The 26,055-nt window shown below is 42.9% G+C and carries 17 protein-coding genes and 1 pseudogene; 14 read left to right on the forward strand and 4 right to left on the reverse strand.

Annotated elements, in window-relative coordinates:
• Positions 1-314 precede the first annotated feature (314 nt).
• From ACVBIK_RS06315 to dinB, 3 genes are all read left to right on the forward strand, one after another.
• On the forward strand, positions 315-533 hold the full coding sequence (locus ACVBIK_RS06315) for a hypothetical protein (RefSeq protein ID WP_447163318.1): 219 nt from the start codon (positions 315-317) through the stop codon (positions 531-533).
• A gap of 240 nt (positions 534-773) precedes the next feature.
• The gene (locus ACVBIK_RS06320; RefSeq protein WP_447169315.1) at positions 774-2,774 is read left to right on the forward strand and encodes a methyl-accepting chemotaxis protein; all 2,001 of its coding nucleotides are present in this window, start codon (positions 774-776) and stop codon (positions 2,772-2,774) included.
• Between the two features lie 211 nt (positions 2,775-2,985).
• Positions 2,986-4,062 (forward strand): DNA polymerase IV, encoded by a 1,077-nt coding sequence (dinB, locus tag ACVBIK_RS06325; RefSeq protein WP_447163320.1) that lies wholly within the window; start codon positions 2,986-2,988, stop codon positions 4,060-4,062.
• A gap of 235 nt (positions 4,063-4,297) precedes the next feature.
• Here dinB and ACVBIK_RS06330 read toward each other — a convergent pair whose 3' ends face one another.
• Complete coding sequence (locus tag ACVBIK_RS06330) at positions 4,298-5,758, reverse strand: aminoacyl-histidine dipeptidase (RefSeq protein WP_447169316.1); 1,461 nt, start codon at positions 5,756-5,758, stop codon at positions 4,298-4,300.
• A gap of 309 nt (positions 5,759-6,067) precedes the next feature.
• Here ACVBIK_RS06330 and ACVBIK_RS06335 point away from each other — a divergent pair, with 309 nt between their 5' ends.
• The 4 genes from ACVBIK_RS06335 (at position 6,068) to ACVBIK_RS06350 (ending at position 13,711) form a co-directional block, all read left to right on the forward strand.
• Positions 6,068-7,603: a M17 family metallopeptidase gene (locus ACVBIK_RS06335; RefSeq protein ID WP_447169317.1), complete on the forward strand. Its 1,536-nt coding sequence runs from the start codon at positions 6,068-6,070 to the stop codon at positions 7,601-7,603.
• A 1,983-nt stretch (positions 7,604-9,586) separates the two neighbouring features.
• Positions 9,587-10,372, forward strand: a complete 786-nt coding sequence (locus ACVBIK_RS06340) for a class I SAM-dependent DNA methyltransferase (RefSeq protein ID WP_447169318.1) — start codon at positions 9,587-9,589, stop codon at positions 10,370-10,372.
• Positions 10,373-10,538: 166 nt separating this feature from the next.
• A complete protein-coding gene (locus tag ACVBIK_RS06345) occupies positions 10,539-12,776 on the forward strand; it encodes a multiheme c-type cytochrome (RefSeq protein WP_447163324.1) in 2,238 nt (745 codons plus the stop codon).
• Positions 12,777-12,859: 83 nt separating this feature from the next.
• On the forward strand, positions 12,860-13,711 hold the full coding sequence (locus tag ACVBIK_RS06350) for a bile acid:sodium symporter family protein (RefSeq protein ID WP_447169319.1): 852 nt from the start codon (positions 12,860-12,862) through the stop codon (positions 13,709-13,711).
• Here the strand turns inward: ACVBIK_RS06350 and ACVBIK_RS06355 are convergent.
• The gene (locus tag ACVBIK_RS06355) at positions 13,698-14,675 is read right to left on the reverse strand and encodes a helix-turn-helix domain-containing protein (protein ID WP_447163326.1); all 978 of its coding nucleotides are present in this window, start codon (positions 14,673-14,675) and stop codon (positions 13,698-13,700) included. The two genes, ACVBIK_RS06350 and ACVBIK_RS06355, sit on opposite strands and share 14 nt — an antisense overlap.
• 174 nt (positions 14,676-14,849) lie before the next feature.
• Between ACVBIK_RS06355 and ACVBIK_RS06360 the strand changes: the two genes are divergently transcribed.
• The 7 genes and pseudogenes from ACVBIK_RS06360 (at position 14,850) to ACVBIK_RS06390 (ending at position 23,969) form a co-directional block, all read left to right on the forward strand.
• On the forward strand, positions 14,850-16,601 hold the full coding sequence (locus ACVBIK_RS06360) for a sulfatase-like hydrolase/transferase (protein WP_447163327.1): 1,752 nt from the start codon (positions 14,850-14,852) through the stop codon (positions 16,599-16,601).
• A 253-nt stretch (positions 16,602-16,854) separates the two neighbouring features.
• A pseudogene (locus ACVBIK_RS06365) lies at positions 16,855-17,849 on the forward strand (transposase).
• 273 nt (positions 17,850-18,122) lie between these two features.
• Positions 18,123-18,653 (forward strand): HlyD family efflux transporter periplasmic adaptor subunit, encoded by a 531-nt coding sequence (locus ACVBIK_RS06370; RefSeq protein ID WP_447169320.1) that lies wholly within the window; start codon positions 18,123-18,125, stop codon positions 18,651-18,653.
• Between the two features lie 22 nt (positions 18,654-18,675).
• Complete coding sequence (locus ACVBIK_RS06375) at positions 18,676-19,002, forward strand: hypothetical protein (protein ID WP_447169321.1); 327 nt, start codon at positions 18,676-18,678, stop codon at positions 19,000-19,002.
• Positions 19,003-20,052: 1,050 nt separating this feature from the next.
• Positions 20,053-21,342, forward strand: a complete 1,290-nt coding sequence (locus ACVBIK_RS06380; RefSeq protein WP_447169322.1) for an NCS2 family permease — start codon at positions 20,053-20,055, stop codon at positions 21,340-21,342.
• 243 nt (positions 21,343-21,585) lie between these two features.
• A complete protein-coding gene (proB, locus tag ACVBIK_RS06385; protein WP_447160139.1) occupies positions 21,586-22,704 on the forward strand; it encodes a glutamate 5-kinase in 1,119 nt (372 codons plus the stop codon).
• Complete coding sequence (locus ACVBIK_RS06390) at positions 22,701-23,969, forward strand: glutamate-5-semialdehyde dehydrogenase (protein ID WP_447160138.1); 1,269 nt, start codon at positions 22,701-22,703, stop codon at positions 23,967-23,969. Before proB ends, ACVBIK_RS06390 begins: the two co-directional genes overlap by 4 nt.
• Before the next feature lie 70 nt (positions 23,970-24,039).
• Here the strand turns inward: ACVBIK_RS06390 and ACVBIK_RS06395 are convergent, their stop codons facing one another.
• Positions 24,040-24,387 carry a hypothetical protein gene (locus tag ACVBIK_RS06395; RefSeq protein WP_447169323.1) on the reverse strand — a complete coding sequence of 116 codons (348 nt, stop codon included), beginning with the start codon at positions 24,385-24,387 and terminating at the stop codon, positions 24,040-24,042.
• Between the two features lie 453 nt (positions 24,388-24,840).
• Positions 24,841-25,755, reverse strand: coding sequence for a DMT family transporter (locus ACVBIK_RS06400; protein WP_447160136.1), 915 nt, complete (start codon positions 25,753-25,755; stop codon positions 24,841-24,843).
• Positions 25,756-26,055: the final 300 nt, after the last annotated feature.

Here is a 26,055-nt window from a genome sequence, read left to right on the forward strand (position 1 = left end):
TTATTATTGAGTTTGAAGACAGACTTGTGAAACATATTAACTAAAACTGCAGTTACACAGAATCTGTTACACCCTCAAAAAGAGACGTTTATATACGTCTCTTTTTTTGTGCAAACTTTTATTTATAGACTAGGATTACATATTGTTTCGGATGATTTTTGTACAGGGACGTTTGTACAGCCCATATTCAGCTAGTGCAGTCTATGCTAGTTGCATTCGTCGTTTTAATTTTCATATAACGACAGACAAGGATCAAGCCACTCTCTGTATCACTGTTGTATAGCCATGTTAGTGAATGATTAAGGGGCGAACTTATGTTTATTTCTGCAAAATCACCTCGGTTTGACCTCGATGCGCAAAGTCTTATCCAGGTTGAGTATCTCGTTAAATGCATTGAGACATTTGAAAAACAGCAAAATGACAATGAGCTCAACTCAAAAGCTTCAAGTAAAAAGTCGAGCGTTTATAGTGTGCAAAATATTCTATCTAGCGACGAGATAACGATGCTCACAGGCTTATTTAAGTTACGCTAAAATTGGCTAGCGATTTATTTTGCCTTTTGCCTTTCTATGTAGTCGATCTCACCTAATATCTTGCGTAAATGAAAGGCTTTAGCTTTATATCGTTACCTAGTTAACTTATGCCACTTTCTTCGATAGCCTGTCGATACGCTTCAGTGCTTATTTCCCCCTTTAATCTACATCTTTTTCTGTTAGATTTATGACTGCCTGATAACAAAATCTACTCATAAAATATAACAAAGAGGGGAGTCGATGCAGTGGTTTAAACGTTCATTGAGTCTACAGCTGGTGGTTACGATAGTGGGTGCACTTGCAGTGTTATTTACCGTCGTTGCGCTTTTACTGGTCAAAAATGAAAGCGCCAGCACACGTCAACAAATCGATAATGACTTAACCAGCCTAGTCCAATTAAAGTCTAACGAAGTACGCAGTTACTTTGCGGCCAAAGGTCAACTTATTCACGCGGTGTTTGCTAACCCAACAGTTGTAGATTGGTTTAGCCAATATAACAGCCGCTTAAGTGATGTTTCAGCTGATCAAGATTATCAATCTATCATCGATTATTTTAAGTATTTTTCAATTCAGGATAGCGATATTAAGTCAGTGTTCTTTGGCTCAGCCAATACCTTTGAGTACTTTGATCTTAATGGGCGCTACAACGATAGTGAGTACTTCACCAATAAGCGCCCTTGGTGGCAAGAAGCCATAGATAAAAACGGCATGTTCGTCGGCGATCCAGCCGTAGATGCTAATGATGGTTCTATATCGGCGACCATAAAAACCGTTGTTAAAGATGAGTCTGGCCGCTTTATTGGTATTGGTGGTATGGATATTCTCATCGATACCATCGGCAGTGAGTTGTTAGCACCGATTAAGTATCAGGATGCGGGCCAAGCTTTCTTAATGACCAATGCAGGCAAGTTGGTCTACTTCCCAGGCTTTTCTGAGGGTTTCCCCCCAGGCTCTAACGCTGCTTTAGTCGATAGCCAGTTTAATGATACCCAAGGCTTTGCCAAGTTGAGTCAACAGATGCAGACACAGGCGTCGGGATTTGGCGAGGTTATATTTAACGGCGAGGCTCAGCGGGTCAGCTTTATAGAGGTCGGCGGGAGTTATCCTGAGCAAAAATGGCACCTAGCCTTCATGCTGCCAACCGCAGTTATAGAAGCACCTGTTACCGATGCGATTGTCAGCTCGATATTATTGTCATTTTTGATTATGGCATTAGTTGGGATGACAGTTTGGACCACGTTATTACCCTTTAGAAAGCAGGTAAATAATTTATTGTTAGCGATGGAAGACATTGCCGAGGGAGATAGCGATCTTGCTAAGCGCATCGACATGAATAGAGAAGATGAGCTGGGTAAGCTCGGTGATGCATTTAACCGTTTTGCGGCGAAGGTGCAGGGCATGCTGCAGGAGACTCGTGAGCTAACGCTGCAAGTAGAGCAAGGTGTGAATGATGCGTCTGCTGTGAGTCGTCAAGCATTGCAGTCGGTGAGTCAGCAAAAACAAGAGATAGCTTCTGTGGCCACGGCCGCTACCGAAATGGCACACACTAGCCAAGAGATGGCCGCAAGTGCCCAAAGAGCCAGTGAATTTGCTGATAAGGCGCAGATTCAGTCGAGTGAAGGCAGTGAGATTGTCGCTCAAGCGACTCAAGGCATGCAGGCGTTATCTAAACAGGTGATTGATGCGGCAAAGGTGGTTAAGCAACTTAGAACCCGTTCTGAGCAGATTGGCGAGGTACTTAATGTTATTCGTGGTATCGCAGAGCAAACAAACCTGTTAGCACTAAACGCAGCGATTGAAGCGGCGAGAGCGGGTGAACAAGGCCGAGGCTTTGCCGTTGTGGCGGATGAGGTAAGAACCTTAGCATCTCGCACGCAAGACTCGACCGCAAACATTCAAGAGATCATCCAGACACTACAACAAAATGCCAATGAGGCTGAGCAAGTGATGGAGTCAGGGGTTGAGCAAGCCAATATGGGGCAAGGTCTTACCGCTAAAGTTGAAGTGGCACTGGATAGCATCACGAGTGCCATCGAAGCGATTCAGCAGCAAACCATAGAGATCTCCACCGCTGTAGGTCAGCAAGCGATTGTGGCCGAAGAGGTTGCTTGTAATGTTGAAAATGTTCGCGCGTTATCGGATGAGTCGTTAGCAGCGAGTGAGGCACTATCAAATAACTTTGACGAATTTGCACAGGTGAGTCGATCCCTCGGTGACAACATTAAGCAGTTTAAGATCTAGACTTAAAATGACAGCGTTTTGAAATCTGACTGAGTTTACATGTGACTGAGTGTTGAAATGGGAAGCCAAACGGCTTCCCTTTTTATTGCCTAGGATTAATCGATCGCCCTGATCAACAAGGGCGAATGGTTAGCTTAAAACAGGCTAAAGGTATGCTTTTTATTGAATACTGTTTTTATATACAGTAGTATTCTGTACGGAGGATATTGGCTTGCAAAAAATTATTCACGTCGACATGGACTGCTTCTACGCAGCGGTGGAGATGCGCGACTTTCCTGAGTTAAGAGGCAAACCTATTGCTGTGGGAGGACGCAGTGATCGCCGTGGCGTGATCAGTACCTGTAATTACGAAGCTCGAGAATTTGGGGTTCGTTCAGCCATGGCGTCAGGCTATGCGCTAAAGCTTTGTCCTGACTTGATATTAGTCCCTGGGCGTATGCAGGTATATAAAGAGGTTTCTAGCCAGATTAGGGCTGTATTTGAACGATATACTGACTTGATAGAGCCTTTATCCCTTGATGAGGCTTATCTTGATGTGACAGAGAGTCCCCATTGTAAAGGCTCTGCGACCTTGATGGCCGAGGCTATTCGAGCCGATATTTTAGCCGAGACCGGTTTAACTGCTTCGGCAGGCATCGCGCCAGTTAAGTTTCTTGCCAAGATAGCATCCGATTTAAATAAACCGAATGGACAATATGTGATCCGCCCAGACATGATTGATGAGTTTATAAAAACCTTACCACTGATAAAAATTCCCGGTGTTGGCAAGGTGACCGCTAAAAAGTTAGCCGATCTGGGGCTGCATACCTGCAGCGACATTCAGCTTTATCCTGAAGCTAAGCTAATAGAAGGGTTTGGTAAATTTGGAGCAGTGCTGATTGAGCGCGCTAAAGGGATAGACAAGCGAGCGATTTCGCCCAATCGTGAGAGAAAATCAGTCGGCGTTGAAACTACACTGGCTAAAGATATCCATACCCTTGAGCAATGCCGTGCGGTGATGCCACAACTTATTCAAGAGCTCGCAGGGCGGGTGAGCCGTAGCGCTAAGGATAGAGTGATCAACAAGCAAGTGGTTAAGCTAAAATTTGAAGATTTTAAGCAGACCACGATTGAGCATCGCAGCGATGAGATCTCGGTGAATCTGTTTTATCAGCTACTGGAGCAAGCGATGGAAAGGCAAAATGAGCGAGGTATTCGCTTATTGGGTGTATCGGTCGGTCTCGCCTCGAATAGTGTCGCTTCTGAGCATGATGATATAGATAGCTCGCAGATGGATTTAGGTTTTTAAGCACACCGTCAGAAATAGCTCATATTTTAGTTTTACTTCGACGTTAAAGGCTAATAATAGCTGCCAATATTGGCCAACAGTTGTGATGTTAACGGTAATGTTAATTTTTTCATCAGGGCTGTGTGGGTAACAATTACTTAGGACTAAAGCGCCAATTGATACCTTATCCTCTGCTATAGATAGTAAAGGCCACTTATGACTAAGTGGCCTTATTCTTATAAAGCTGTTTTATTGATTAGCCTTTAACTGGTGTACGCTCCAGTACCGCTAACAATAGCTTCCAGTATTGGCCAACAGTAGTAATGTTAACTTTTTCATCAGGGCTGTGTGGGTAGCGAATGGTTGGGCCAATAGAAACCATATCCATTTCAGGGTAAGGCTTCTTAAATAGACCACATTCAAGACCTGCATGGATCACCATAATCGTCGGCTCTTTGTTATAAATTGCCTCGTAGGTTTCGCGTACGCTTGCCATAACGGGTGAGCTATTGTCTGGCTTCCAGCCTGGGTATGCACCACTAAATTCAACATTCGCTCCAGCAAGGTTAGCCAGTGAGCTCAATACGCCTTCAACTTCTTCGCGACCTGAATCAATAAGAGAGCGAATTAAGCATAAGATTTGCACGCTATTGTCATCGGTACTGATCACACCCACGTTAAGTGATGTCTCTGTAACACCTTCTACTTCGTCACTCATGTGAATGACGCCATTAGGGCAAGCATTAAGCACGTCAATTAAGATCTGTTGTGACTCTTCACTCATGACCTGTTTTTCTGCTGGGATCTCTTCTAGCGTTAGAATCGTACCTGGATCGGCGATGGCTAACTCTTGACGAACTAAGGCTTGAAACGCTGAAACACGCTCTTGCAGTAAAGCCAAGTTTTCAGGAGGAAGCATAAAATTAACGTCTGCTTCACGTGGAATGGCATTGCGCAGTGAGCCGCCAGTAAACTGAGTTAACTCAATAGCCAGTTCATCGCCATGGTCAAACAGGAAGCGGGCTAAAAGCTTGTTAGCATTACCACGACCTAAATGGATGTTAACCCCTGAGTGGCCCCCTTTTAGGCCCGAGATTGACAACTTATAGCTGGCATTGGTCGGTTCTGGCGATTGCCAAACCATAGGTACTGATAACTGTGCGTCAACACCGCCAGCGCAGCCCATGTAAATCTCACCTTCTTGCTCTGAGTCGGTGTTGATCAAGATTTCAGCATCTAACATGCCAGCTTCTAGACCAAACGCCCCAGTCATGCCTGCTTCTTCATCAATTGTCAGCAGTACTTCTAGTGGGCCGTGAACAATGTCATCGGCGCCTAAAATAGCCAGAGCAGATGCCATACCAATACCGTTATCAGCACCTAAAGTTGTACCATTTGCTTTGACCCAGTCACCATCAACATACGCTTCAATAGGATCTGTTTCAAAGTCGTGAACTTTGTCTGCGTTCTTTTGTGGCACCATATCAATATGGGCTTGTAACACTACGATTTTGCGGTTTTCCATGCCGGCGGTTGCGGGCTTTTTGATGATCAGGTTGCCAACTTTATCTTCGACAACGCTCAGCTGCTTATCTTTAGCCCAAGCTTGAATATGCGCACTCAATGCTTGTTCATGTTTAGATGGGTGTGGAATAGCACAGATCTGCTCGAACCATTGCCAAAGTGCTTGTGGTTGTAATTGGTTTAAAGTGGTCACTTAAAAATCCCCTGTTCTAATAAAATCACCCAAGTGCTATTAAGTCGTCGATTTTATTTAAATCGATAGCGCGCTGGTGCGGGTGTGGCGGAAAATGCACACAGTCTAGCATAGTCTTTGGGCGCCGCGGAGTCGTTTGCAATGGCTTTAAATCTTACGTGGCAGGCAAAGTTTCCATAATCATTTTCATGCACATTAAAGTCGTTGGTAATCTAAGCACAATAGAGGAATAATGCCTGAGCAAATGAGTCGTTTTGCCAAATGGGTTATGAGGCAAAATGGCAATATAAAATATAATAAGGAAGGGTTATGGGGTCAGTTAAGTTTATTGATGTAGTTGAACAAGATGCTATTTTTGAAGGTCATGGTTGGGATGCGCTGGTGGTGGTTACACCGGACTTGGACTCGATACAATTTGAAGAGATATCCTTGCTGGCTAATCATGGCCAGAAGGTGGATAAGCGAGTTGGCAAATCAGCCACTCTGCTTTTTGCGCCAGGCATGGCGGGTGGACGTCTTATTGTTGCACCGGTTACAAAGGCTGATGATGACTATCAAGATGTGCGGGTGTTTGCTGATGCAGCAAGGCAAGGGATCAAGCTTGCTAAAGAGGCGGGGGCAAGACGACCGCTGTTACTCGTTAATGGCTTAGCTGAGCATCGTTATCAACATGCCGAGCAGGTTGCAGCGCTCGCTTGTGGGCAGGAACTTTGGCAAGCACTAGAGCTTAGAGAAGCCGGTGGAGCCGATGAGCCGTTAGAGGCAATTGGCTTATTAGGCAGCGAACACACAGGTGAAATGTTAACGGCGATTGAGGCTGGTCGTAGCCTGGCTCGTGACTTATGTGGTACAGAGCCTGAGCGTATGTCAGCGCCAGCCTTTGCGGATTATTGTCTAGATGCGTTACACGATCTTGGGCTGGCAATCAGCGTGGTTGAAGACCGAGATATTCTTGAGCGAGACTACCCGCTATTAAGTGCCGTTGGTCGCTCATCGTTTGCCGTACTAAGGCATCAGCCTCGCGTAGTAAAGCTTGAATATGTTGGTGAAGGCCCAATTGAGCGTAGCTATTTCTTCGCTGGAAAAGGTGTGGTTTATGATACTGGTGGAGCAGACTTAAAAATTGCTGGTGGTATGGCTGGCATGAGTCGCGATAAAGGTGGTGCGGCAGCAGTAGTTGGACTAATGAAAACTATTGGTATGCTAAAACCTAAAGGTATACGCATCGTTGCTGAGCTGGGGCTCGTTAGAAATAGCATAGGTAGTGAGGCGTTTGTTACCGATGAAATTATCACCAGCCACGCAGGCAAGCGGGTGCGTATTGGTAATACCGACGCAGAAGGGCGTTTGGTGTTAGCCGATCTATTATCACATTTACGTTTAAAAGCCGTGAATGCCGTCAAGCCACAAATGTTTTCAGTGGCCACATTGACCGGCCATGTGGTTCGCTGTTTCGGCGGATATACCGCAGCGGTGGAAAACAGTGTTGCCAAGCAGGCTAATGTCGCATCTGTTATGCAGCAACAGGCCGCACTTTGGGGGGAGCCTATCGAGGTATCTCAGTTACGCCGTGATGACTTTAGTAAAATTGTCGACCCGTCGGCAGCCGCAGACATGTTGTCGTCTAACAACGCGCCATCTTCTGTCACCGCGCGTGGCCATCAGTATCCAGCAGCATTTTTGATTGAAGCTTCTGGATTGAGTGGTCATGGTTTAAATGCGGCTCTGCCGATTGCTTACACACATTTAGATATTGCCGGTAGTGCAACGGAAGGTCATCCACAATATGGATCACCAACCGCCACACCATTAGTTGGATTGTTTAAATACATAACGGAAAGTTAAACCGAGCAAGATTGCTCTCAAGCAACAACCTCTAACTGTCTAGCGCTTAACTGCGCTTGATAGTTTGCTTAAAGCTGGCGCTCAAGTGCCAGCTTTTTTATTTTAGGCCTGAAATAAGCACAAATTGAGCTACCTCTATTTAGCCCCGCTCGATTTAGCTCCCTTAATTTCAGATCTTTTCGTTCAGCCTCTGCGATAGCTGTAGATAAAGGTACAAAATGACTCAAATAGAGCAGAGTTACAGTTAGGTTTTGTAATAAAATAACGTAAAGTGGCTTTTTTACGCTTATTTAATAAAAAAGCTTGTAATAAAACTACAAATACCTATAATTGCTTTCGTCGGATAAGCAATGGTGCTTAACGACACTTAGTCTATCCAGGATGGATAATTCTCCAAGGAATCGAGCGACAAGTTGACTCTACAAGCCAGCGAACGGCTTTTACGAAAGTAGAGCATTAGGAATTCAACTTTGTTTGGAGTATTAATTATGTATTTTAGTAACACTATTTATTCGCAAAGCTTTTGGTTAAACACTGAGAGTATGCGTGGCGGTTTATACGCCATGACTTTTAAGGGCTAACCCTCCTTATATAAAGTCGCATCAGTTTCCATCAACCTTTATTGTATCTTTTAGATACTTATAGACCAAGTCGCAGATAGCCCGAGTTAGTATACTTCCGCTGTTTGCCATTGATTATCGCTAGCGCGCTAACCAATTTCCACTAGGAACACTTGAAATGTCTTGCCCGCTCATTGAGCGGGCTTTTTTTTAGCTTAAACTTGCACTTTTACCTGCTAAACGCTTAAATCCTGTTCGATAGTTGTAGTGTTTTTGATCGCGAAAGATAGCGGGTTGTGAAGCTTCACATTATACACGGGTGTTTTGTGATACGTGTCACTACGCTGTGTCGTAAAATTACCGCTGTGACAGTTTTTGAGCATTATTTACAATAAATACTTGTAATAAAATTACACGGGCTTATAATTGCTCTCACTGGTTAAGCAGAGCTTTCCAGTTTGTAAGTCTATCCAGGACGGATCATTCTCCAAGGAATCGAGCGACAAGTTGACTCATTAAATTAGTTTGGCTCAACCCCATTGGCTAATTTAATTTGAGATGATATTAACAACTTTGTTAGGAGTACTGACTATGCCTTATACAGGGCAAACTACGATTTACTGGCAAAACACTTGGTTTAATTCAAATGTTTTGCGTGGCGGTTTATACGCCATGACTTTTAAGGGCTAACCCTCCTTAAAAGTAGTTCCATCATCCATCAACCTTATAACACCCTTTGGGTGTGTTTAGACCTCAAGTTGTATATTGACACAGTTGATATGCCATTGATTAACGCTGGCGCGCTAACCGATTTCCTTATGGAACACTTGAAACATGTCTTACCAGCTCTTTGAGCTGGTTTTTTTTGCCTAAATTTTAATGGATGCTAAAGGCTGGTGGGCGTCAATACCGATATTGCAATGAATTAACGCCAGCAACATTATGCCGATTTCCTTATAGCGCTTTGTTAGAGATAGTTGAAACATGTTTTGCCAGCTCTTTGAGCTGTTTTTCTGCTTTGGATTTAGAACTCTCATTTTATAAGCATTGCCAACACTGCAGTGGTGTTTAGTTTGGCCGCAAAAAAGTCGAGTAATCACTAATATCATCAAGCGGTAATTCACTTGTTGTTGCCAATATTTTCAGATAAGTTTAATCATCCCTTAAATTATTTTGCTTTATAGAGCATAAGATAAAGCAATGCTTACGACTTAAAACTCATTACGTTATAGAGTGATGTATCGCCAGCTCGAGTCTCGTCACTGTTAAATGACTCCTGTAAAAGTATGAGCCGACAACGTGGCATGCCTTGGAGTCTAAAAATGTAGTATCTTGTTGATTCTACATTAGGGGGGTTAGTTATATTGCGGGTGGTTTAGTAATATTGCTAGACGTTAGATTTCAACAAGACACGGAGCTGTTAGTGAATCTTCTTCAAGAATATGAAAAACAACAGCGTTGGCGAAACTGGCAGCGCTATCTTCAGTTTATACCTGTGAGTCAAGATGACTCGATGGTTGATCTTGGTTGCTCTGTTGGAGATGTGTCCCGCCTTTTTTCGTATCGAGTCAAAAATGTTTTAGGTGTCGATATTAATCAAGAATTCATTGATTTCTGTGAGTCAAACAAAGTCAGCAATGAAACCTTCATATGCACTGATATTCTGAGTTTAGATTACCTACCCGTTGGAGCTGTAAACGGAATTTGGAGCAGCTTTTCCCTTTCCTATCTTAGCAATCCACTCGACTTTTTAGTCTCTGTATATTCAAAAATGAACCAGGGAGCTTGGATAGCATTACTCGATGTCTCCTGCTTTATTTCTGGGAATCTCAGCAGCAATAGTAAGTACTACGACAAGGTGAGGAGCTTTGAACTTGAATCATACAAGTCTGGCATTTATGACTTTGATTTTGGTGCCAAAATGCAGAACTTATTGCAAAATGCCGGATTCGAAATCGTCTATGTTGACAATGATGTTGTCGATCCAGAGTTAAATTTCTCCGGTGCAGCGCCGACAGAAATTATTGAGAGTTGGGTAGCAAGGCTCGATAGAATGCAGAGATTAAAAGAAGAGTTAGGGACGCAATACACTGAATTTTGCGATGAACTACTTACCAGTCTTAGTTCTGAGCATCACCAAAAGCGAGAGAATGTTAGGTTCGTTGTTGCAAAGAAATCTAACTCATATCAGTCCAAACAAAGTGCGTAATACCAGAAGTTGCTAATGTATGCGGGAGCAATTTACGACAACTATTTTCGAGCGTTATTTGCGACCGGGATAAATGGAATCACGCTGTCATTTTTACCGCTATGTTAGGTGCGCTTTTTGCTACTGGGTATGAATGATGATTAAACAAAGGGATTTGGTGTAATTGATGAAAAGTGCGCTGTTTATATTTTTTATAGCCTTGATAAGCCACTCTGTACATGGCACTAATTTTGTAGGAGTGACTAATTTTGTAGGAGTGACTAAGTGTGTTGAATGTCATCAAAAAGAGGTGGCAGAATGGCAGACCTCCCAACATGCTCAGGCCATGAGCCACGCGAGTGATGAGACCGTATTAGCGGATTTTGATCAAGCATCACTTATGTTTCAAGGCAAACAAAATCGTTTTTTCCGCAAAGGGAAAGAGTTTTGGGTGAATATAGAAGGCCTCAATAATCAGTTCTTTGATTATCAGATAAAGTACACCTTTGGTGTATACCCATTGCAGCAATATATGGTGGAGTTTGGTGACGGTAGAGTCCAGCTTATTCCTTATACTTGGGATGCTCGCAGTAAAGAGGAGGGCGGTCAGCGCTGGTATCATCTCTACCCGCAATTTACTCAACAGTCTGATGAGTTTTTTTGGTTAAATGAAGGGCAAAACTGGAATTACATGTGTGCGGATTGCCATTCTACCAATATAAAGAAAGGCTATGACAAACAAAAAAACACTTACCAAACGACCTGGTCGGAAATCAATGTTGCTTGCGAAGCTTGTCATGGTGCCGCTTTCGAGCATGTAAAATGGGCTGGTCAAAAAAATAAAAGTGCCAATAAGGGATTTGACCGTACTTTACAGCCAAGTGTTACGAATTGGGGCGACAGCGGAACCGGTATTCTCGAGCCTCAAGGCTTGCAACCTAGCCAACAATTAACAGCTTGTGCCCAGTGTCATAGCCGAGGCGTACAGCTTAATGAAGGCTATGATAACATTGAAAATAATGAATATTTAGATAGGCAACAGTTAACACTGATTAACAGTGAACTTTACCATAGTGATGGGCAAATCTATGATGAAAACTATGTGTATGGCTCCTTTCTTCAATCAAAAATGAGTCAGGCAGGGGTTGTTTGCTCTAATTGTCATAACCCCCACACAGGAAAGATTAAAATGGCAGAGCCAGCTTTGTGCTTGCAATGTCATAGTCCAAGCCACTACGCCGCTGAAGTGCATTCTCGCCATGAGTCAGGTACCGAAGGCAGTTTGTGCAGTGACTGTCATATGGTTGAAGAAAAGTACATGCAAGTTGATCTTCGCAAGGATCATAGCTGGCAAATTCCACGCCCCGATTTAAGTGAGAAAATGGGTGTACCAAACGCATGTGTCAGTTGTCATAAACAGAAAGATAATAAATGGGCAAGTACACAATTAGCTAAATGGTTTCCAGATTCTGCCATTCAAAATAGTGCTCATTTCTCACAGGCTTTTTTTGCCGCAGATAATCTACATCAAGGAGCGGAGAGGCGATTAAAGGAGGTTGTGGAAAATAAGCAACTAAGCTCAATTATTACAGCGTCTGCTTTAGAGCGGTTGGCACAATATCCAGGGCAAGTGGCTTATAGAACGAGTCTAGCCTCTTTAAACAATAGTAGTAGCCTAGTCCGTTTTGGTGCTGTGCAAGCAATGGCCCCCTATTCACCAGAGCAGCAGTGGTACGCATTAAGCCCTATGTTAAATGATCCCGTGCTCAGTATACGGCTTCTTACGGCAAGTTTACTGGTACCACAATGGCCAAGGCTGACTAAGCAGCAACAGACTCTGCTTAAGCCGAGTTTAGACGAGTATTTAGCGGTTCAACATTACAATAGCGACCGCGCGGGTAGAACGAATATTGCGAATGTTTATCGTCACCAAGGCTTGTTGGCTCAAGCGGAAGAAGAGTATTTAGGCGCGATACAAGTCGAACCCATTTATGTACTTTCTTATATTAATCTAGCCGACCTTTATCGGAGTTTGCAGCGCAATGACCAAGCGATAGCGATATTAAAGCAAGGTCTGTTAGTGGTTAAGCAAAGTGGGATTTTACATCATGCATTGGGGTTAGCTTATATTCGAGACAAACGCATGAAAGTGGCCACGGAACATCTACTTAACGCAACCATATTTGAACCCGCTAATGCACGTTTCCATTACATTTATGCATTAGCTGTTGAGTCTCATGACCGAGTAAAAGCTGAGCAAGCATTAATAACGGCTTATGAATTAAGTCATGACCCACAGTATTTATACCAACAATGCGATTTTCTTATTCGGAATAAACGCAAGAATGCGGCTGTTTGTGTTGAGCAATTAGAAAAACTGGTGCCAGTAGGCGCCGTGAAAGCGCTCAAAAGAAAACTGCAATAGCGGTACTCTTCGCAATATTTTATGAGACTGATTTTAGGCCTACTAATGAGCATGCTATTGGTACAGTGTGAGGAGTCATAGTCATGGTGTACATTGCAGTGCAAAGCATCCTTTTTTACCTTATGTTATTGATAGGGTTGAATCTGACCATGAAGGATTTACGGCGTATCAAACGCCATCCCTATTTAGTGCTTGGCATCACCGTCGCTCAAATAGTCATGCTACCGTTATTGGCTTACCTATTAATATTGCTGTTTAAACCTCAAGAATCTATTGCTATTGGTATGATGCTGGTTGCGATTTCTCCAAGTGGGGCATTATCGAATTTCTATAGCCTAATGGCTAAAGGGGATGCGGCGCTATCATTAACGTTAACGGCTGTGAGTAGTTTTGTCTCCGTCTTTGTTTTACCTATTATTTTGATATTTTTCTACTCGCAATTTAGTGTCAGCTCATCTCAATTATCAAGCGTGGTTGTCACACAAGCGGTTCAACTCAGTTTGACGCTATTGCTGCCGGTGATGATGGGTATATTCATCCGAAATAAGTTTGAAATTAAGCTAATACCTCGATTAGCACAACTTGAGCGATGTGGTTTTATCGGTTTGTTATTACTTATTGCAGGGATATTGGTCAATAATTTTGCGGCGATTGGTGAACAGTTACTGTTACTGATTATTCTTTCTAGCACTTTTACGCTACTGGCTATGTTGTTAGCTTCTTGCTTATGCCGATTAGCTAAGTTAACAATAACAATGAGCCTAAGCATTCTTTTTGAATTCCCGGTTCGAAATTTGGCTGTCGCGACCTTTGTTGCTGTAAATGTTTTTGCTCGCTCAGATTATTTGTTATTTGCAGCTTTATTTTTGGTGATTCAAACCCCCTTTATGTTGTTGTCTGTCTGGTGGGGGAGAAGATGGGTTAGCCTTGCTTAAGTGTTTGAGAAGGAAGTTCACCAAATAGTTGGCGATATTCTGATGCAAAACGGCCTAGCTCTAAAAATCCCCACTGCAGTGCAGCATGCGATACCGTGATTGAAGCATCGCTAGTTAATAGCGTTTCTCTGACTCCATTTAGTCGAACGACCTTAAGGTAACGGATCGGTGTTATTCCTAAGTATTCACGAAAACCATACTCTAAACTGCGTTCGCTGAGGTTTGCCACTGTGCACAACTCAGATATTGAAGGCAAGCATGATGCAAATGATTGAAGATAGTCTATTACTCGATAAACACCTGCTATCCTGCGTGAATGAGGGCTTAAGGTGCTGGTATTATGTTCACTATTTAGCACCGTCTTTAAGGTGATTTGAGTGACTGAATTGGCGATAAACTCGCAAGTTTTTACTGATTGAAATAGGTTGTCAGTACTTGCAATTAATTTGAATATATAAAGAATACTATTTGTATACAGATCTAAACTTTCTTTTCTATTCTTAATGGCTTTGCTTAACAGCCATTGAGAGGGGATTTCTCGTTGATATAAATGTTGATACTGCTGGTTTAGCGTATCGTAATCAAACACTAATCCGGCATAGTCTAAAAAACCTTCAGTACAAATGTCCCACTCGTCTCCTGTTGCTTGTAACAAGGTATATTCTTCTCTCTCTCGGCCGCAAAACCTAAGAGGTTTACTACTCGGCAAGGGGACGGCAATGGGCAGAAATTGTTTGGGTGGCGCTGCGTGGATATGTGTCGCAGTGGTTAACTGTTCACGTAGTAATTGAACACTACCTAAATTTGCCTCCATATAGCAGTGTTGGCCATCACCCGGCTTTAATTGGGTATAACTTCTGTTTTTTCTGCTTTGAAATGTCGCTAAATCACTCAAGTAATAAGTTTGAATCTTTTGTTCACTTAAGCCGAATGGTGTTTGCGGGAATTGCATATTGCTGGCCATAAAAAACTGCTACCGTTACCGCTATGTAAATGTATTGTTAATGTATCAAATGCTGATCTTATAGCAAGGTTCGGGTTGAAGTTACGCATGGTTAATGTGATGAATAATTTCAATGTGAATGTTAGATACTTTTTCTTTGCGCCGCTAAGAGAAAATCAAACTAAAGGAACTAGAATGAAGTTGAAGTTATTAAGCCCACTCATCGTGCTAGCAATAAGTGCCTGTTCTACAGAAGCACCTGAAGATGTTGGGGGATTAAAGGAAGAAAAGCGCCCTAATGTACTGGTCTTGATCGCAGATGATATGGGATATAGTGATATCGGTGCTTTTGGTAGTGAAATTGAAACGCCTAATATTGATAAGTTAGCCAATGAAGGGGTTAGTTTTACAAACTTCCATGTGGGTGCAACGTGTTCTCCAACACGAACGATGCTGATTAGTGGTGTAGATAACCATCTAGCAGGATTGGGTAATATGCATGAAATTATGGCTGATAACCAATTTGGCAAGCCCGGCTATGAAGGGTATTTGAATAACTCTGTTGTTACTCTCGCAACCGTCTTAAAAGATGCGGGCTACCACACTTATATGGCAGGTAAATGGCATCTAGGTGGCAACCCTGAATCTATTCCTCATGCTCGTGGTTTTGAACAATCATTCGCTCTAGCAGAAAGCGGTGCAGACAATTGGGTTGAGCAGCCGTATGCTCCAATGTATGAGCGTGTTCATTATTTTGAAAATGGCAAAGAAGTCGAACTGCCAACCAAAGATTACTTTTCCTCTGACTTTTATACACAGAGGATCATCGACAATATCGAGAGTAATCGTAAAGATGACAAACCCTTTTTTGCTTGGGTAGGATACCAAGCAGTGCATTATCCTCATCAAGCACCTAAAGAGTTTATTGATAAATATAACGGTGTTTATGACGCGGGTTGGGAGGAGTTAAGAAAGAGTCGTCTGGCACGCCAAACAGAGATGGGACTGTTTCCTAAGGAAGTTAAACTGGCAGAAAACTTCGATAAAACAAGTTTCGAAGATTGGCAGTTACCTGATTGGGACACTCTGAGCGAAGAAGAGAAAAAGTTTAATGCTCGTCGTATGCAAACATACGCAGGCATGGCTGATAACATGGATCATAATATTGGTAAAATCTTAACTTATTTAAAAGATATCGGTGAGTTAGACAATACGTTTATCTTGTTCTTATCTGATAACGGTACCGATCCTAACTTACTGTCTGCGAAAGCTGAGTATGAAGCTTGGTACCGTAAGAATTACAAGTATACCTACATGGATGATTATGAAGGTGACTACTCTACAATGGGGCAAAAAGGCTCGTATGCTGACTATGGTCCGGGTTGGGCAGCAGCAGCGAATACCCCTAACAGTTACTTCAAAACGTTCTCAAGTGAAGGGGGATTACGTGTTCCTTTTATTGCACGTTTTCCTAAAACAATTCCAGCAAACAGTAAAGTTAATACCTTTGCTTTTGTTAAAGATGTTTACCCAACCATTTTAGAGGTGACGGGTGTTGATTTGCCGAGTCGTAATTATAACGGTAAAGAAATACATGTCCCTGATGGTAAAAGTGCATTATCAGTTCTTATGGGGGATAAGCCGTCCGTACATGGAGAGAAAGACGTAATCGGTTACGAACTGGCTGGTAGTAGTGCAGTATTTCAAGGTAAATATAAGTTATCTAATAACCCAGCACCTAAGGGAAATGGGGAATGGGAACTTTATGATATAAGCATAGACCCATCGGAAGTTAATAACCTAGCTCAAGAAATGCCTGAGTTAGTGGAAGAGTTGAAAGCTGCGTATGCTGTATATGAAAAAGAAAACTCTTTAGTCCCCGTTCCTGATGGTTATAACCCTTTAACGCAAGTATTAAAAAATAGTACTCGTCACTCATCTCACTAAAACTTAACTAGCTTGAAAAAAATGCCAGACAATGATTCATTGCTGGCATTTTTTGCCTTGGATTTAAGGTGAGAAATCAGGCTGCACCTGAGCCTTAAGTTAGACTTCGTCTAACAGCTAAAGACGTGGCGCTTCGCCCACATTAGTAAAGTATCAGGCTGCGCCTGACCAACGTGATAACCGAGACACCCAAAATTGTTGGATAGAGATTCCTCTACTAGGCTTTAGTTAAGGTTGAACAGAGGAGTTTGTTATGCCAACGCCAAGAAAAGCGTTAGTAAGCTTGGAGGATACACCTTATTACCACTGCATAAGTCGCTGTGTTAGAAAGGCATTCCTGTGCGGGGTTGATATTCACACGGGACAATCTTATGAGCATAGGCGTGACTGGGTCGAAAGTCGGCTGTTGCAGCTAGCTGAAGTGTTCGCAATTGATATTTGTGCTTTTGCAGTCATGAGTAATCATCTACACCTTGTATTGCGGGTCGATGCTGAGTTAGCGAAGAGCTGGTCAGATATCGAGGTTGTTTTCCAATGGCAAAAACTGTTCAAAGGCGATAGCCTGAATCACGACTTTGTAAAAGCCCAGCCGCTTGAATCTTATCAACAAACCATCATCAATAAGCGGATAAAAGAGTACCGACTTCGATTAATGGATATCTCTTGCTAACGCATTCAAAAGAGTTGCGGGCACTTAATGAACCGATAGCCAGAAAGGCCAATGCTGAAGATAAGTGCAAGGGGCGGTTTTGGGAGGGGCGTTTTAAGTCCCAAGCGTTACTTGATGACGCGGCGGTGCTGGCTTGTATGGCCTATGTCGACCTCAATCCTATCCGAGCCAATATAGCGAAATCTCCAGACACCTCAGACTTCACCAGTATCCAAATGCGCATCAAAGCGGCAGTTAAAGGCGAACAACCTAAATCGCTACTCCCTTTTGTAGGCGATGGGCATCAAGATATGCCTAAAGGACTGATGTTTAATGCAAAAGATTATCTACAACTCATTGATGATACAGGTCGAATCCAACGTCATGATAAACGAGGTGCTATCAGCCAATCCTCACAGCAGTTGTTGCACCGCTTAAACATACCTGCCGAGAACTGGCTTAAAATGACCGCCGAGTTCACGAAAATCTTCAAAGGCGCAGTGGGCAACACTCAAGAATTATCGACGTATTGTGAACACCTAGAGCGTAAACGACGACAAGGTGCAGCCAATTGTCACCGATGGCTAGATTGTAGTTAGTTTATTTTAAACCTGCTTAACCCATATTACGTTACCAAACAGATGTTTGGCGTTTCTGCTGTGTGATTTTCTTTAATTTTCCGAAAGTTTACTCATAAGTGGTATTTAGCTTGTGATTACAGTGCTTAGGCAAGGGCATGAGTAAAAATCCGTGGCCATTTGAGTTGTGATTGAGGACGATAAGTACTGCAAATAATAATGGCTGTCTCAGTTATGGGCCATAAGTACTGCAAATAATAATGGCTGTCTCAGTTATGATGGTTATTTTATGATGTGACTCGGCAAAGTGAGAGCGCTAAGCTGGAGCTAACCAAAGCAGAACGGTTAACTCGGTTGCGGGTATTGGTCTCACCCGTTGATGGAGTCGTAGAAGAGTTGGTTATAGCGACGATTGGTGGTGTGGTTACCCCAGCTCAGGAGCTCCTTAAGATTGTGCCCATTAGTGAACATGGCGGGCAACAACTAGAGGTCGAGGCTGGATTATTAAATAAAGACATTGGCTTTGTCCATATTGGGCAAATTGCGGAAATAAAAATAGACAGCTTCCCGTTTACTAAATACGGGGTCATCGATGGCGAGGTTGCCGACATTTCTGCCGATGCCATTGAACATGAACAACTTGGTTTACTGTTTCCGCTCAAAGCGTCATTAGCAACCGATGAAATCAATGTCAATGGTAAGTGGGTTAAATTGAAACCGGGCATGTCAGTGACGGTAGAGGTTAAAACCGGCACCCGCCGATTAATGGAGTTTTTATTAGCGCCGTTAATGCGAGGTGTTAGTGAAGGGGCAAGAGAGCGTTAGTCTTTTAATAAGGAGTAAACTAATGAAAGCTTCTACTTGGTTTCTAATTCTTATCGTCGGCAGCTTTGCAGGTTGCTATGGCGATAGGGTTTTATCTAACTTATTGTTTGATAGGTACTGTAATGAAGAGGGGCGTACTGGCCAGTTTATTTACGAGCGTGTCGGGTTAGGGGACGAGTATTTTATACCAATACCTAAAGATAGACGTGAACTTGTGCGTGTTGATAATGGTTTTTTTATCGATGATAGAAAACTATTAATAGATAAACAGCGTTTTATGCAAGATTTTAAGATTAATTGGGTTAAAAAACTTTGTCACAAATTGGGCCTATTTATATCCAAGAGATGATCATAGTAAGAAAATCGGATGGTACGGTATTGAGTAAGTCCGTGAATATTCACAATCAAAAAGGTTGGTTAGCAAAAGGAGTGATTTTAGGAATAACCGACAGAGACTCTTGTCCAAAGAGGAAAAATGAGTATGACCAGCTTGTTTATAGTTCATCCCATTATGGTTTAGTTAGAAATACATTTTATAAAAAATAATTTAGAGGGAACTAATTATGACGATTCAATCGCCATGAAAAAATAGGACAGCCATAACTTCCAATGTCAAAAGTTGTGCTTTTCTAACCAAGTGTAGATACGGCTGAGGCCTTCGATGGCATGGTGAGAGGTAACGCAGTTACCAAGCTTTCGAACGAGAGGTAGGATGCCGAACTGGCTTTTTAGCAGGGATGCTATTCGTCATCGTCGAGCTCACAGGGCCAATTCTGTTCCATACAGAATTTGGCATTTCCTCCATCCATGGAGGTCAGACGTACTTGTAGCGTGCCTCAGAAGTGTCTGCACATGCGCTGGCCGCAGGCCATTGGAACCACTTTAGCTGATTGTCATGCTTGGCCTAAAAATAACATTATGGCTATGCTATACAATCTCTCGGGTGCGGGCGAAGCGCCGCGACTTTAGTTGTTCGACGCAATCTAACTTGAAATCCTTCAGTGATTTGGAAGTTCACGATCTTTTATCAAACGAAGTTTGATTGCTTTAATTTTTAGACGAAGTCTAACGTTAATCGCTGACATGCCAATTGTTATCAACAGCAAAACAATCAGATCACTGAAGCAGGCTAAAACTGAACTGAGTAGCCTCCCGAATTGCCAGACTCAAAAATAAACATGCGTTTTAAATATCTAGCCTCTGGCCTAAAGCCTCCGTATAATCGCTTCGAAATGTACAAGTTGGACAGTTATTGTACACCTCTATATGCGTGCTTTATCAACCTAGACTCCCTGTAAATAAAACTATTATTGTTTCATAAAAAGAAAAGTCATACTTAAGTGCTCTCAATGAGTACACCCTACAAATCAATATAATAAAAAATAAGGGACTCAGCTCCATGCTAGAGAAAATATTCAAATTAAAACAAAACCAAACTTCGTTAAAACAAGAAGTCGTTGCGGGCCTAACAACATTTTTGACCATGGCCTACATTATTTTCGTTAATCCTATGATGCTCGCTGATGCCGGTATGGATCATGGAGCCGTATTCGTTGCGACCTGTTTAGCTGCCGCCATTGGTTGCTTTATCATGGGTTTCGTTGCCAACTATCCCATTGCGCTGGCACCAGGTATGGGATTAAACGCTTTTTTTACCTATACGGTTGTTGGCGAGATGGGCTATTCGTGGGAAACCGCGCTGGGTGCGGTTTTCCTATCGGGGATCTGCTTCTTAGTGCTGTCTTTAGTGCGGATCCGTGAATGGATAGTCAATAGCATCCCTATGTCTTTGCGTTTTGGTATTACAGCGGGTATCGGCCTATTTTTAGCGCTTATCGGGCTGAAAAGTGCGGGGATTGTGGTTGCGAGTCCTGCAACCTTAGTCACCATGGGAGATGTGACTGCATTTCCTGCCGTTATGGCGGTACTGGGTTTTTTCTTGATTATTGCCATGGTGCACCGAGGTATGAAGTCGGCAGTTATTGTTAGTATTCTTGCCGTTACCGCATTAGGGCTATTATTGGGTGATGTGCAGTATCAAGGAGTGGTTGCTATGCCACCTTCAATAGTACCGACTTTTATGAAGATGGACCTATCGAGTGTGCTTGAGATCAGTATGTTGTCGGTGGTGTTTGCCTTTTTGTTTGTCGATCTGTTCGATACGTCCGGCACCTTAGTTGCAGTGGCTCAGCGTGGTGGTTTCTTGGATGATAAAGGACGCCTGCCACGCCTTAATCGTGCATTGACTGCAGATAGCACAGCCACCATCGCCGGTGCCATGCTCGGTACGTCGACCACTACCAGTTATATTGAGAGTACCGCCGGTGTGAGTGCGGGCGGGCGCACAGGGTTAACGGCTATTGTGGTTGGCTTGTTATTTCTCGGCTCGCTGTTTATCTCTCCTTTGGCTGCTATGGTGCCTGCGTATGCGACTGCTGGAACGCTATTTTATGTGGCAATCTTAATGATGTCTGGGCTGGTTCATATTGAGTGGGAAGATATTACCGAGGCAGCGCCAGTCGTTGTGGTGTGTATTTTAATGCCGCTGACATTTTCAATCGCTACAGGCATTGCGATGGGCTTTATCTCATATGCGGTCATTAAGTTGATGAGTGGACGTTATAAGGACTTAAGCGTTGGCGTGGTGATATTAGCAGCTCTATTTATTGCTAAGTTTATTTATGGCTAGCGCTTAATTGACTTAAGCTGCACACACAAAAGCCGCACTCGCTGTGGCTTTTGTGTTTATGGGTATTAGCTCTGACTGTTAAAAAATCTCGCGTTAAATTTCAATATTCTGCTAAATTTCCTGCCATTTTTACGAGAAACCCCTAATTCAGCCTTTTTTTTCAGTTTCTTTGTTGGTGCTTACTACCAATTCAAACCTAGATTGGGTATAAGGTTTTATTCAATGTAATTTTGTTAGCAAATAATGAACTTAAGTGAGATTAGTTACCGCCGCGTAGTGGTTAAATTGGGAACAAGTGTACTGACATCTGGCAGCTTAAAGTTAGATAAAGCACACATGGTTGAATTAGCACGACAGATGGCTTGCTTGATGAAAGCTGGCGTAGAAGTCGTTTTGTGCACCTCGGGAGCAATCGCTGCGGGTAAAGAGCATTTAGGCTACCCCAAACTACCCGATACCATAGCCAGTAAACAGCTGCTCGCTGCGGTAGGGCAAAGCCAACTTATTCTTGCTTGGTCTCAGTTATTCAGTATTTATGGTTTGCATGTCGGCCAGCTATTGCTGACCCGCGCCGACCTGCATGACAGAGAGCGCTACTTAAACGCGAGAGACTCTCTTAATGCGCTGCTTAACAATGGCATTATTCCCATTATTAACGAAAATGACGCCGTAGCAACGGCCGAGATTAAAGTGGGCGACAATGATAATTTGTCTGCCAGAGCCGCACTGTTATGTGATGCGGACCTATTGATCTTATTGACCGACCAAAAAGGTTTGTTTGATGCTGATCCGCGTAAAAATCCGGATGCAAAGCTGATCACTGAAGTTCAAAATATTGATGATAGTTTACGCATGCTGGCTGGTGGCGCTGTTTCTGGGCTGGGCACTGGTGGCATGGCGACTAAGCTCGAGGCTGCAGACATTGCACGCCGTGCTGGTGTTGAAGTGGTCATCGCGTCAGGACATCATAAAGATGTGATTCAAAACGTGGTCTGCTCAAAACCTGTCGGTACTCATTTTACCGCGCTTGAGCACCCGCTTGAGAGTCGTAAACAGTGGATTCTGGCAGGGCCTAAGGCTCGTGGACAGCTGGTACTTGATAGCGGCGCAATTGGCGCAGTCACCGAGAAAGGCAGAAGCTTGCTCTCTAAAGGGATCATCGAGGTTAACGGTCTTTTTCAGCGCGGTGATACCATAGAGCTTGTTGATACAAAGGGTAAGGTTTACGCCAAAGGCATGAGTCGATACGGCTCACTAGATGTCAGTAAAATTGCTGGTAAGCACTCTGATAGCATCGAAGAGATGCTTGGCTACGATTATGGTGATGCAGTAGTTCACCGCAACGACATGGTGGTGTTATGAATAACGAAGAATATTTAACGGCTTTAGGGCAAAATGCTAAGCAGGCAAGTTATGCATTAGCGACACTTTCTGGCAACCAGAAATCTGCACTGCTTAAGTGCATCGCGCAAAAGCTGACTGCCGCAAAAGCAGACATAGTCAATGCAAACCTGCAAGATGTTGCTGCCGCTAAAGCCAATGGCCTATCTGATGCGATGATCGATCGCTTGTTGCTTGATGAAACCAGACTGATGGGCGTGATTAGCGATATTGATAACGTGATTGGCTTGACCGATCCAGTCGGAAGCGAAATTGATAGCCGCCTTTTAGATAACGGTTTGCGCTTATCACGCAGGCGTGTGCCGCTTGGGGTTATTGGCGTTATTTATGAAGCGCGTCCAAATGTTACCGTCGATATTGCAGTGCTAGCCCTTAAAACCGGTAATGCGGTGATTCTGCGTGGCGGTAAAGAAACGTTAGCGTCGAACAAAGCCCTATGCACTGTGATCCGTAGCGCTATGGTCGAGCACGGTTTATCAGAAGATTGTGTGCAGCTAATTGATAGCCCTGATAGAAGCTTGGTATCTGGATTATTAAAACTCGATAAATATGTCGATATGATAGTGCCGCGCGGTGGTCAAAATTTACAACGTTTATGCGCCGAGCAAGCCACGATTCCGGTGATCTTGGGCGGGATTGGTATTTGTCATATCTATGTCGATGCTGAGGCTAACTTAGAAAAAGCGATTGCAGTTATTGAAAACGCTAAAGTTCAACGACCTACAGTATGTAATGCGCTTGATACCGTGCTTATTCATCAAAGCCATGCCAAGCAGTTTATTCCTCAGTTATGCAAGCACCTTGCAAGCCTTGGGGTTAAGTTTTATGGCTGCGACCAGACGCAAGCGATGTTAAACACGCAAGGGATTGAGGTTTGTGCTGCCAACGACGAAAGTTTTGCCACTGAATGGCTATCGTTAACACTCGGGATTAAGGTTGTTGCTGACTTAAGCCAAGCGGTAGAACATATTCGTACGTTCTCAAGCGGACATTCAGAGTCGATTTTGACTGACAATATCCATATAGCCAGTGAGTTTATGAATGCTATCGACTCGGCAGCCGTCTATGTTAATGCTAGCACTCGCTTTACCGATGGTGGCGAATTTGGCCTAGGTGCCGAAGTGGCGGTAAGCACCCAAAAGTTGCATGCTCGTGGACCTATGGGACTAGAAGCACTGACAACCTATAAGTGGTTAGCGTGGGGCGATTATACCATTCGAAGTTAAATTAATTCGCTTCTGTATCAGCATAAAAAAGCCGCATTGAGCAGCTTTTTTATGCTGATATTTTCTTACACTAATGGGTATAAGTGGGTAAAGGTGGGAATACGAGCGGCTCATAAGTGATGACTTGGTGCAGGTATAGCACCAAGTAGACGATTGCCATCACCGAGGTGTAGATCCTAAAGGGGGTGAGAAAAACTCGCATATGGAAAAAATGACGGTATTGGATCTCCCGGGTAAAATAGAGTGATGGCAGCAAGAAAAAGCAATACAAAAATGCGAAGTACCAAGTGTACGAACGCTCTTGTTGTAATTCATGTATTAGCATAGCAATAGCAAATGCCATTGAGCTCAGCCTGATAAACTTAACGACTTTAGCTTGCCTAAAAAACTTTAATGCATCCATATATTTGTAATACATAACTAATTTCCGTATTGTTACGCAGTTGTTACACTTATACCTAAGCTTGAACTTATTTACAATTGGCCATAGAAAAAAAGTCCATAAGTTGTAGATGAATAACATTAAATGGGTAAAAGAATGATTGTTAGCTGTGTTGACCTGCTACTAACTCTTCGTGTTTAGCCCCATTTTGTTCAGTTCTATTTTTAGTTCAGCTTTAGTTTGGCCCGATTCTGTTTAGTCTAATTTTATTTAGACCGAATCTATTTTATCTCGAATTTAGTTTAGTCCAATGTACATTAAACAGATGAAAAAACCGACTCAAGGTCGGCTTTGTTTTGAAACCATAGTGCTAAGCATTGCTTTAAAGCCATGATATTAGATCCATGGTGTTAGAACGGGGAGGAAGGACTAGTGCAGCCCTCCCTTGATTGGCGTTAGTCTTTCATACCTAGATATTATGCCTAGATGTTATACAGGGATACGCTTTTTTGCGCGCCACTGACCGACTTTAGGCAATATTTGCTGTAATGCCAGCGCGAATATAATCAAACCTAAGCCTATGTATGTCGATTTTTCAATGCTCTCTTGTAAAATCCAAGCGATAAAGCCTATCGACATCACTGGCGTAATAAATACTAGTGTGCTGATACTCGCAGTGCGCTCTGCTTTCTTTAAGGCGATTAACCAAAGCACAAAAGTAACGCCCATTTCAAACAGCCCAACATATACGCCAGCGAATATGGCTTTTATGTCCCAAGTGGGTAATGACTGAGTCAATAACAGCGCCACCACAATAAAAGGCAGCCCGACCAAAAAGCTTAATAATAGGCTAACAACGGGATCGCCCTTATCTTTAGTATTCACTATCCAGTAAAGCGACCAAAGCAGGGTACTGGTTAACGCAAGCACTACACCAGTCATGCTTTCAAAGTGAACGTTGGTGATATTACCTTTTGTCGCAATAAAGAATACACCGCAGTACGCTACCAGTGCGGCCGTAATGTCACTCTTTCTTAATTTTTGCCCCAGTAATGGCACTGATAATAAAGGTAACAAAATCGCCCAAGTGTAATTTAAGGACAATGCTTGCTGAGCTGGTAAAAGATCATAGGCTTTGAACAGGACTAGATAATACAGAAACGGGTTGAGCAGGCCTGTTTGCAAATAAAACCAAGGTCGCCCCCAAAATTGCTGCTTAATGAGTGACAGCTTTTTTTGGGCGATTAATATCGCACCTAAAGCAAAGATAGATGTAGTCACGGCAATAAACACCAATTGTAAGGGTGTAAAGTGCGCCAAAGCTAACTTAAACGCCGTTGCGACAGTGGACCACAAGAAAATGGCGCCAATGCCAAATACGTATGCTTGATGGGATGATTTCAATGTTTACTACTCTATACAACAAGATGATGACAAAGCGCATAATCCAGTTTTAGCTCTGATATCGTGCGCCATCTTTAAGATTGTATTCATTATACGTTTTACCGGTTTTTTAACCGCGTCCTAGATCAAATTAATGCACTCTTAAGATAAAATTTAAATTTATCCCTTGTATTCATTCTAAACGTCCCAATATAGGGTTTATGAGAAGATTTAGGGTGATAAAAAAGACTTGAAAAGTATTAAGTCTGTCCCCACTTCATAAACCAGATAACAAATTTAGTTTTTAAAAGTTTTTCGGAG

Source organism: Shewanella sp. 125m-1, from assembly GCF_052977065.1.

Coding starts and splice junctions, on each gene's coding strand:
- ACVBIK_RS06315 (WP_447163318.1), top strand. CDS start 315: ATGTTTATTTCTGCAAAATCACCTCGGTTTGACCTCGATGCGCAAAGT.
- ACVBIK_RS06320 (WP_447169315.1), top strand. CDS start 774: ATGCAGTGGTTTAAACGTTCATTGAGTCTACAGCTGGTGGTTACGATA.
- ACVBIK_RS06335 (WP_447169317.1), top strand. CDS start 6,068: ATGGGGTCAGTTAAGTTTATTGATGTAGTTGAACAAGATGCTATTTTT.
- ACVBIK_RS06345 (WP_447163324.1), top strand. CDS start 10,539: ATGAAAAGTGCGCTGTTTATATTTTTTATAGCCTTGATAAGCCACTCT.
- ACVBIK_RS06350 (WP_447169319.1), top strand. CDS start 12,860: ATGGTGTACATTGCAGTGCAAAGCATCCTTTTTTACCTTATGTTATTG.
- ACVBIK_RS06355 (WP_447163326.1), bottom strand. CDS start 14,675: ATGGCCAGCAATATGCAATTCCCGCAAACACCATTCGGCTTAAGTGAA.
- ACVBIK_RS06360 (WP_447163327.1), top strand. CDS start 14,850: ATGAAGTTGAAGTTATTAAGCCCACTCATCGTGCTAGCAATAAGTGCC.
- ACVBIK_RS06375 (WP_447169321.1), top strand. CDS start 18,676: ATGAAAGCTTCTACTTGGTTTCTAATTCTTATCGTCGGCAGCTTTGCA.
- ACVBIK_RS06380 (WP_447169322.1), top strand. CDS start 20,053: ATGCTAGAGAAAATATTCAAATTAAAACAAAACCAAACTTCGTTAAAA.
- proB (WP_447160139.1), top strand. CDS start 21,586: ATGAACTTAAGTGAGATTAGTTACCGCCGCGTAGTGGTTAAATTGGGA.
- ACVBIK_RS06390 (WP_447160138.1), top strand. CDS start 22,701: ATGAATAACGAAGAATATTTAACGGCTTTAGGGCAAAATGCTAAGCAG.
- ACVBIK_RS06395 (WP_447169323.1), bottom strand. CDS start 24,387: ATGTATTACAAATATATGGATGCATTAAAGTTTTTTAGGCAAGCTAAA.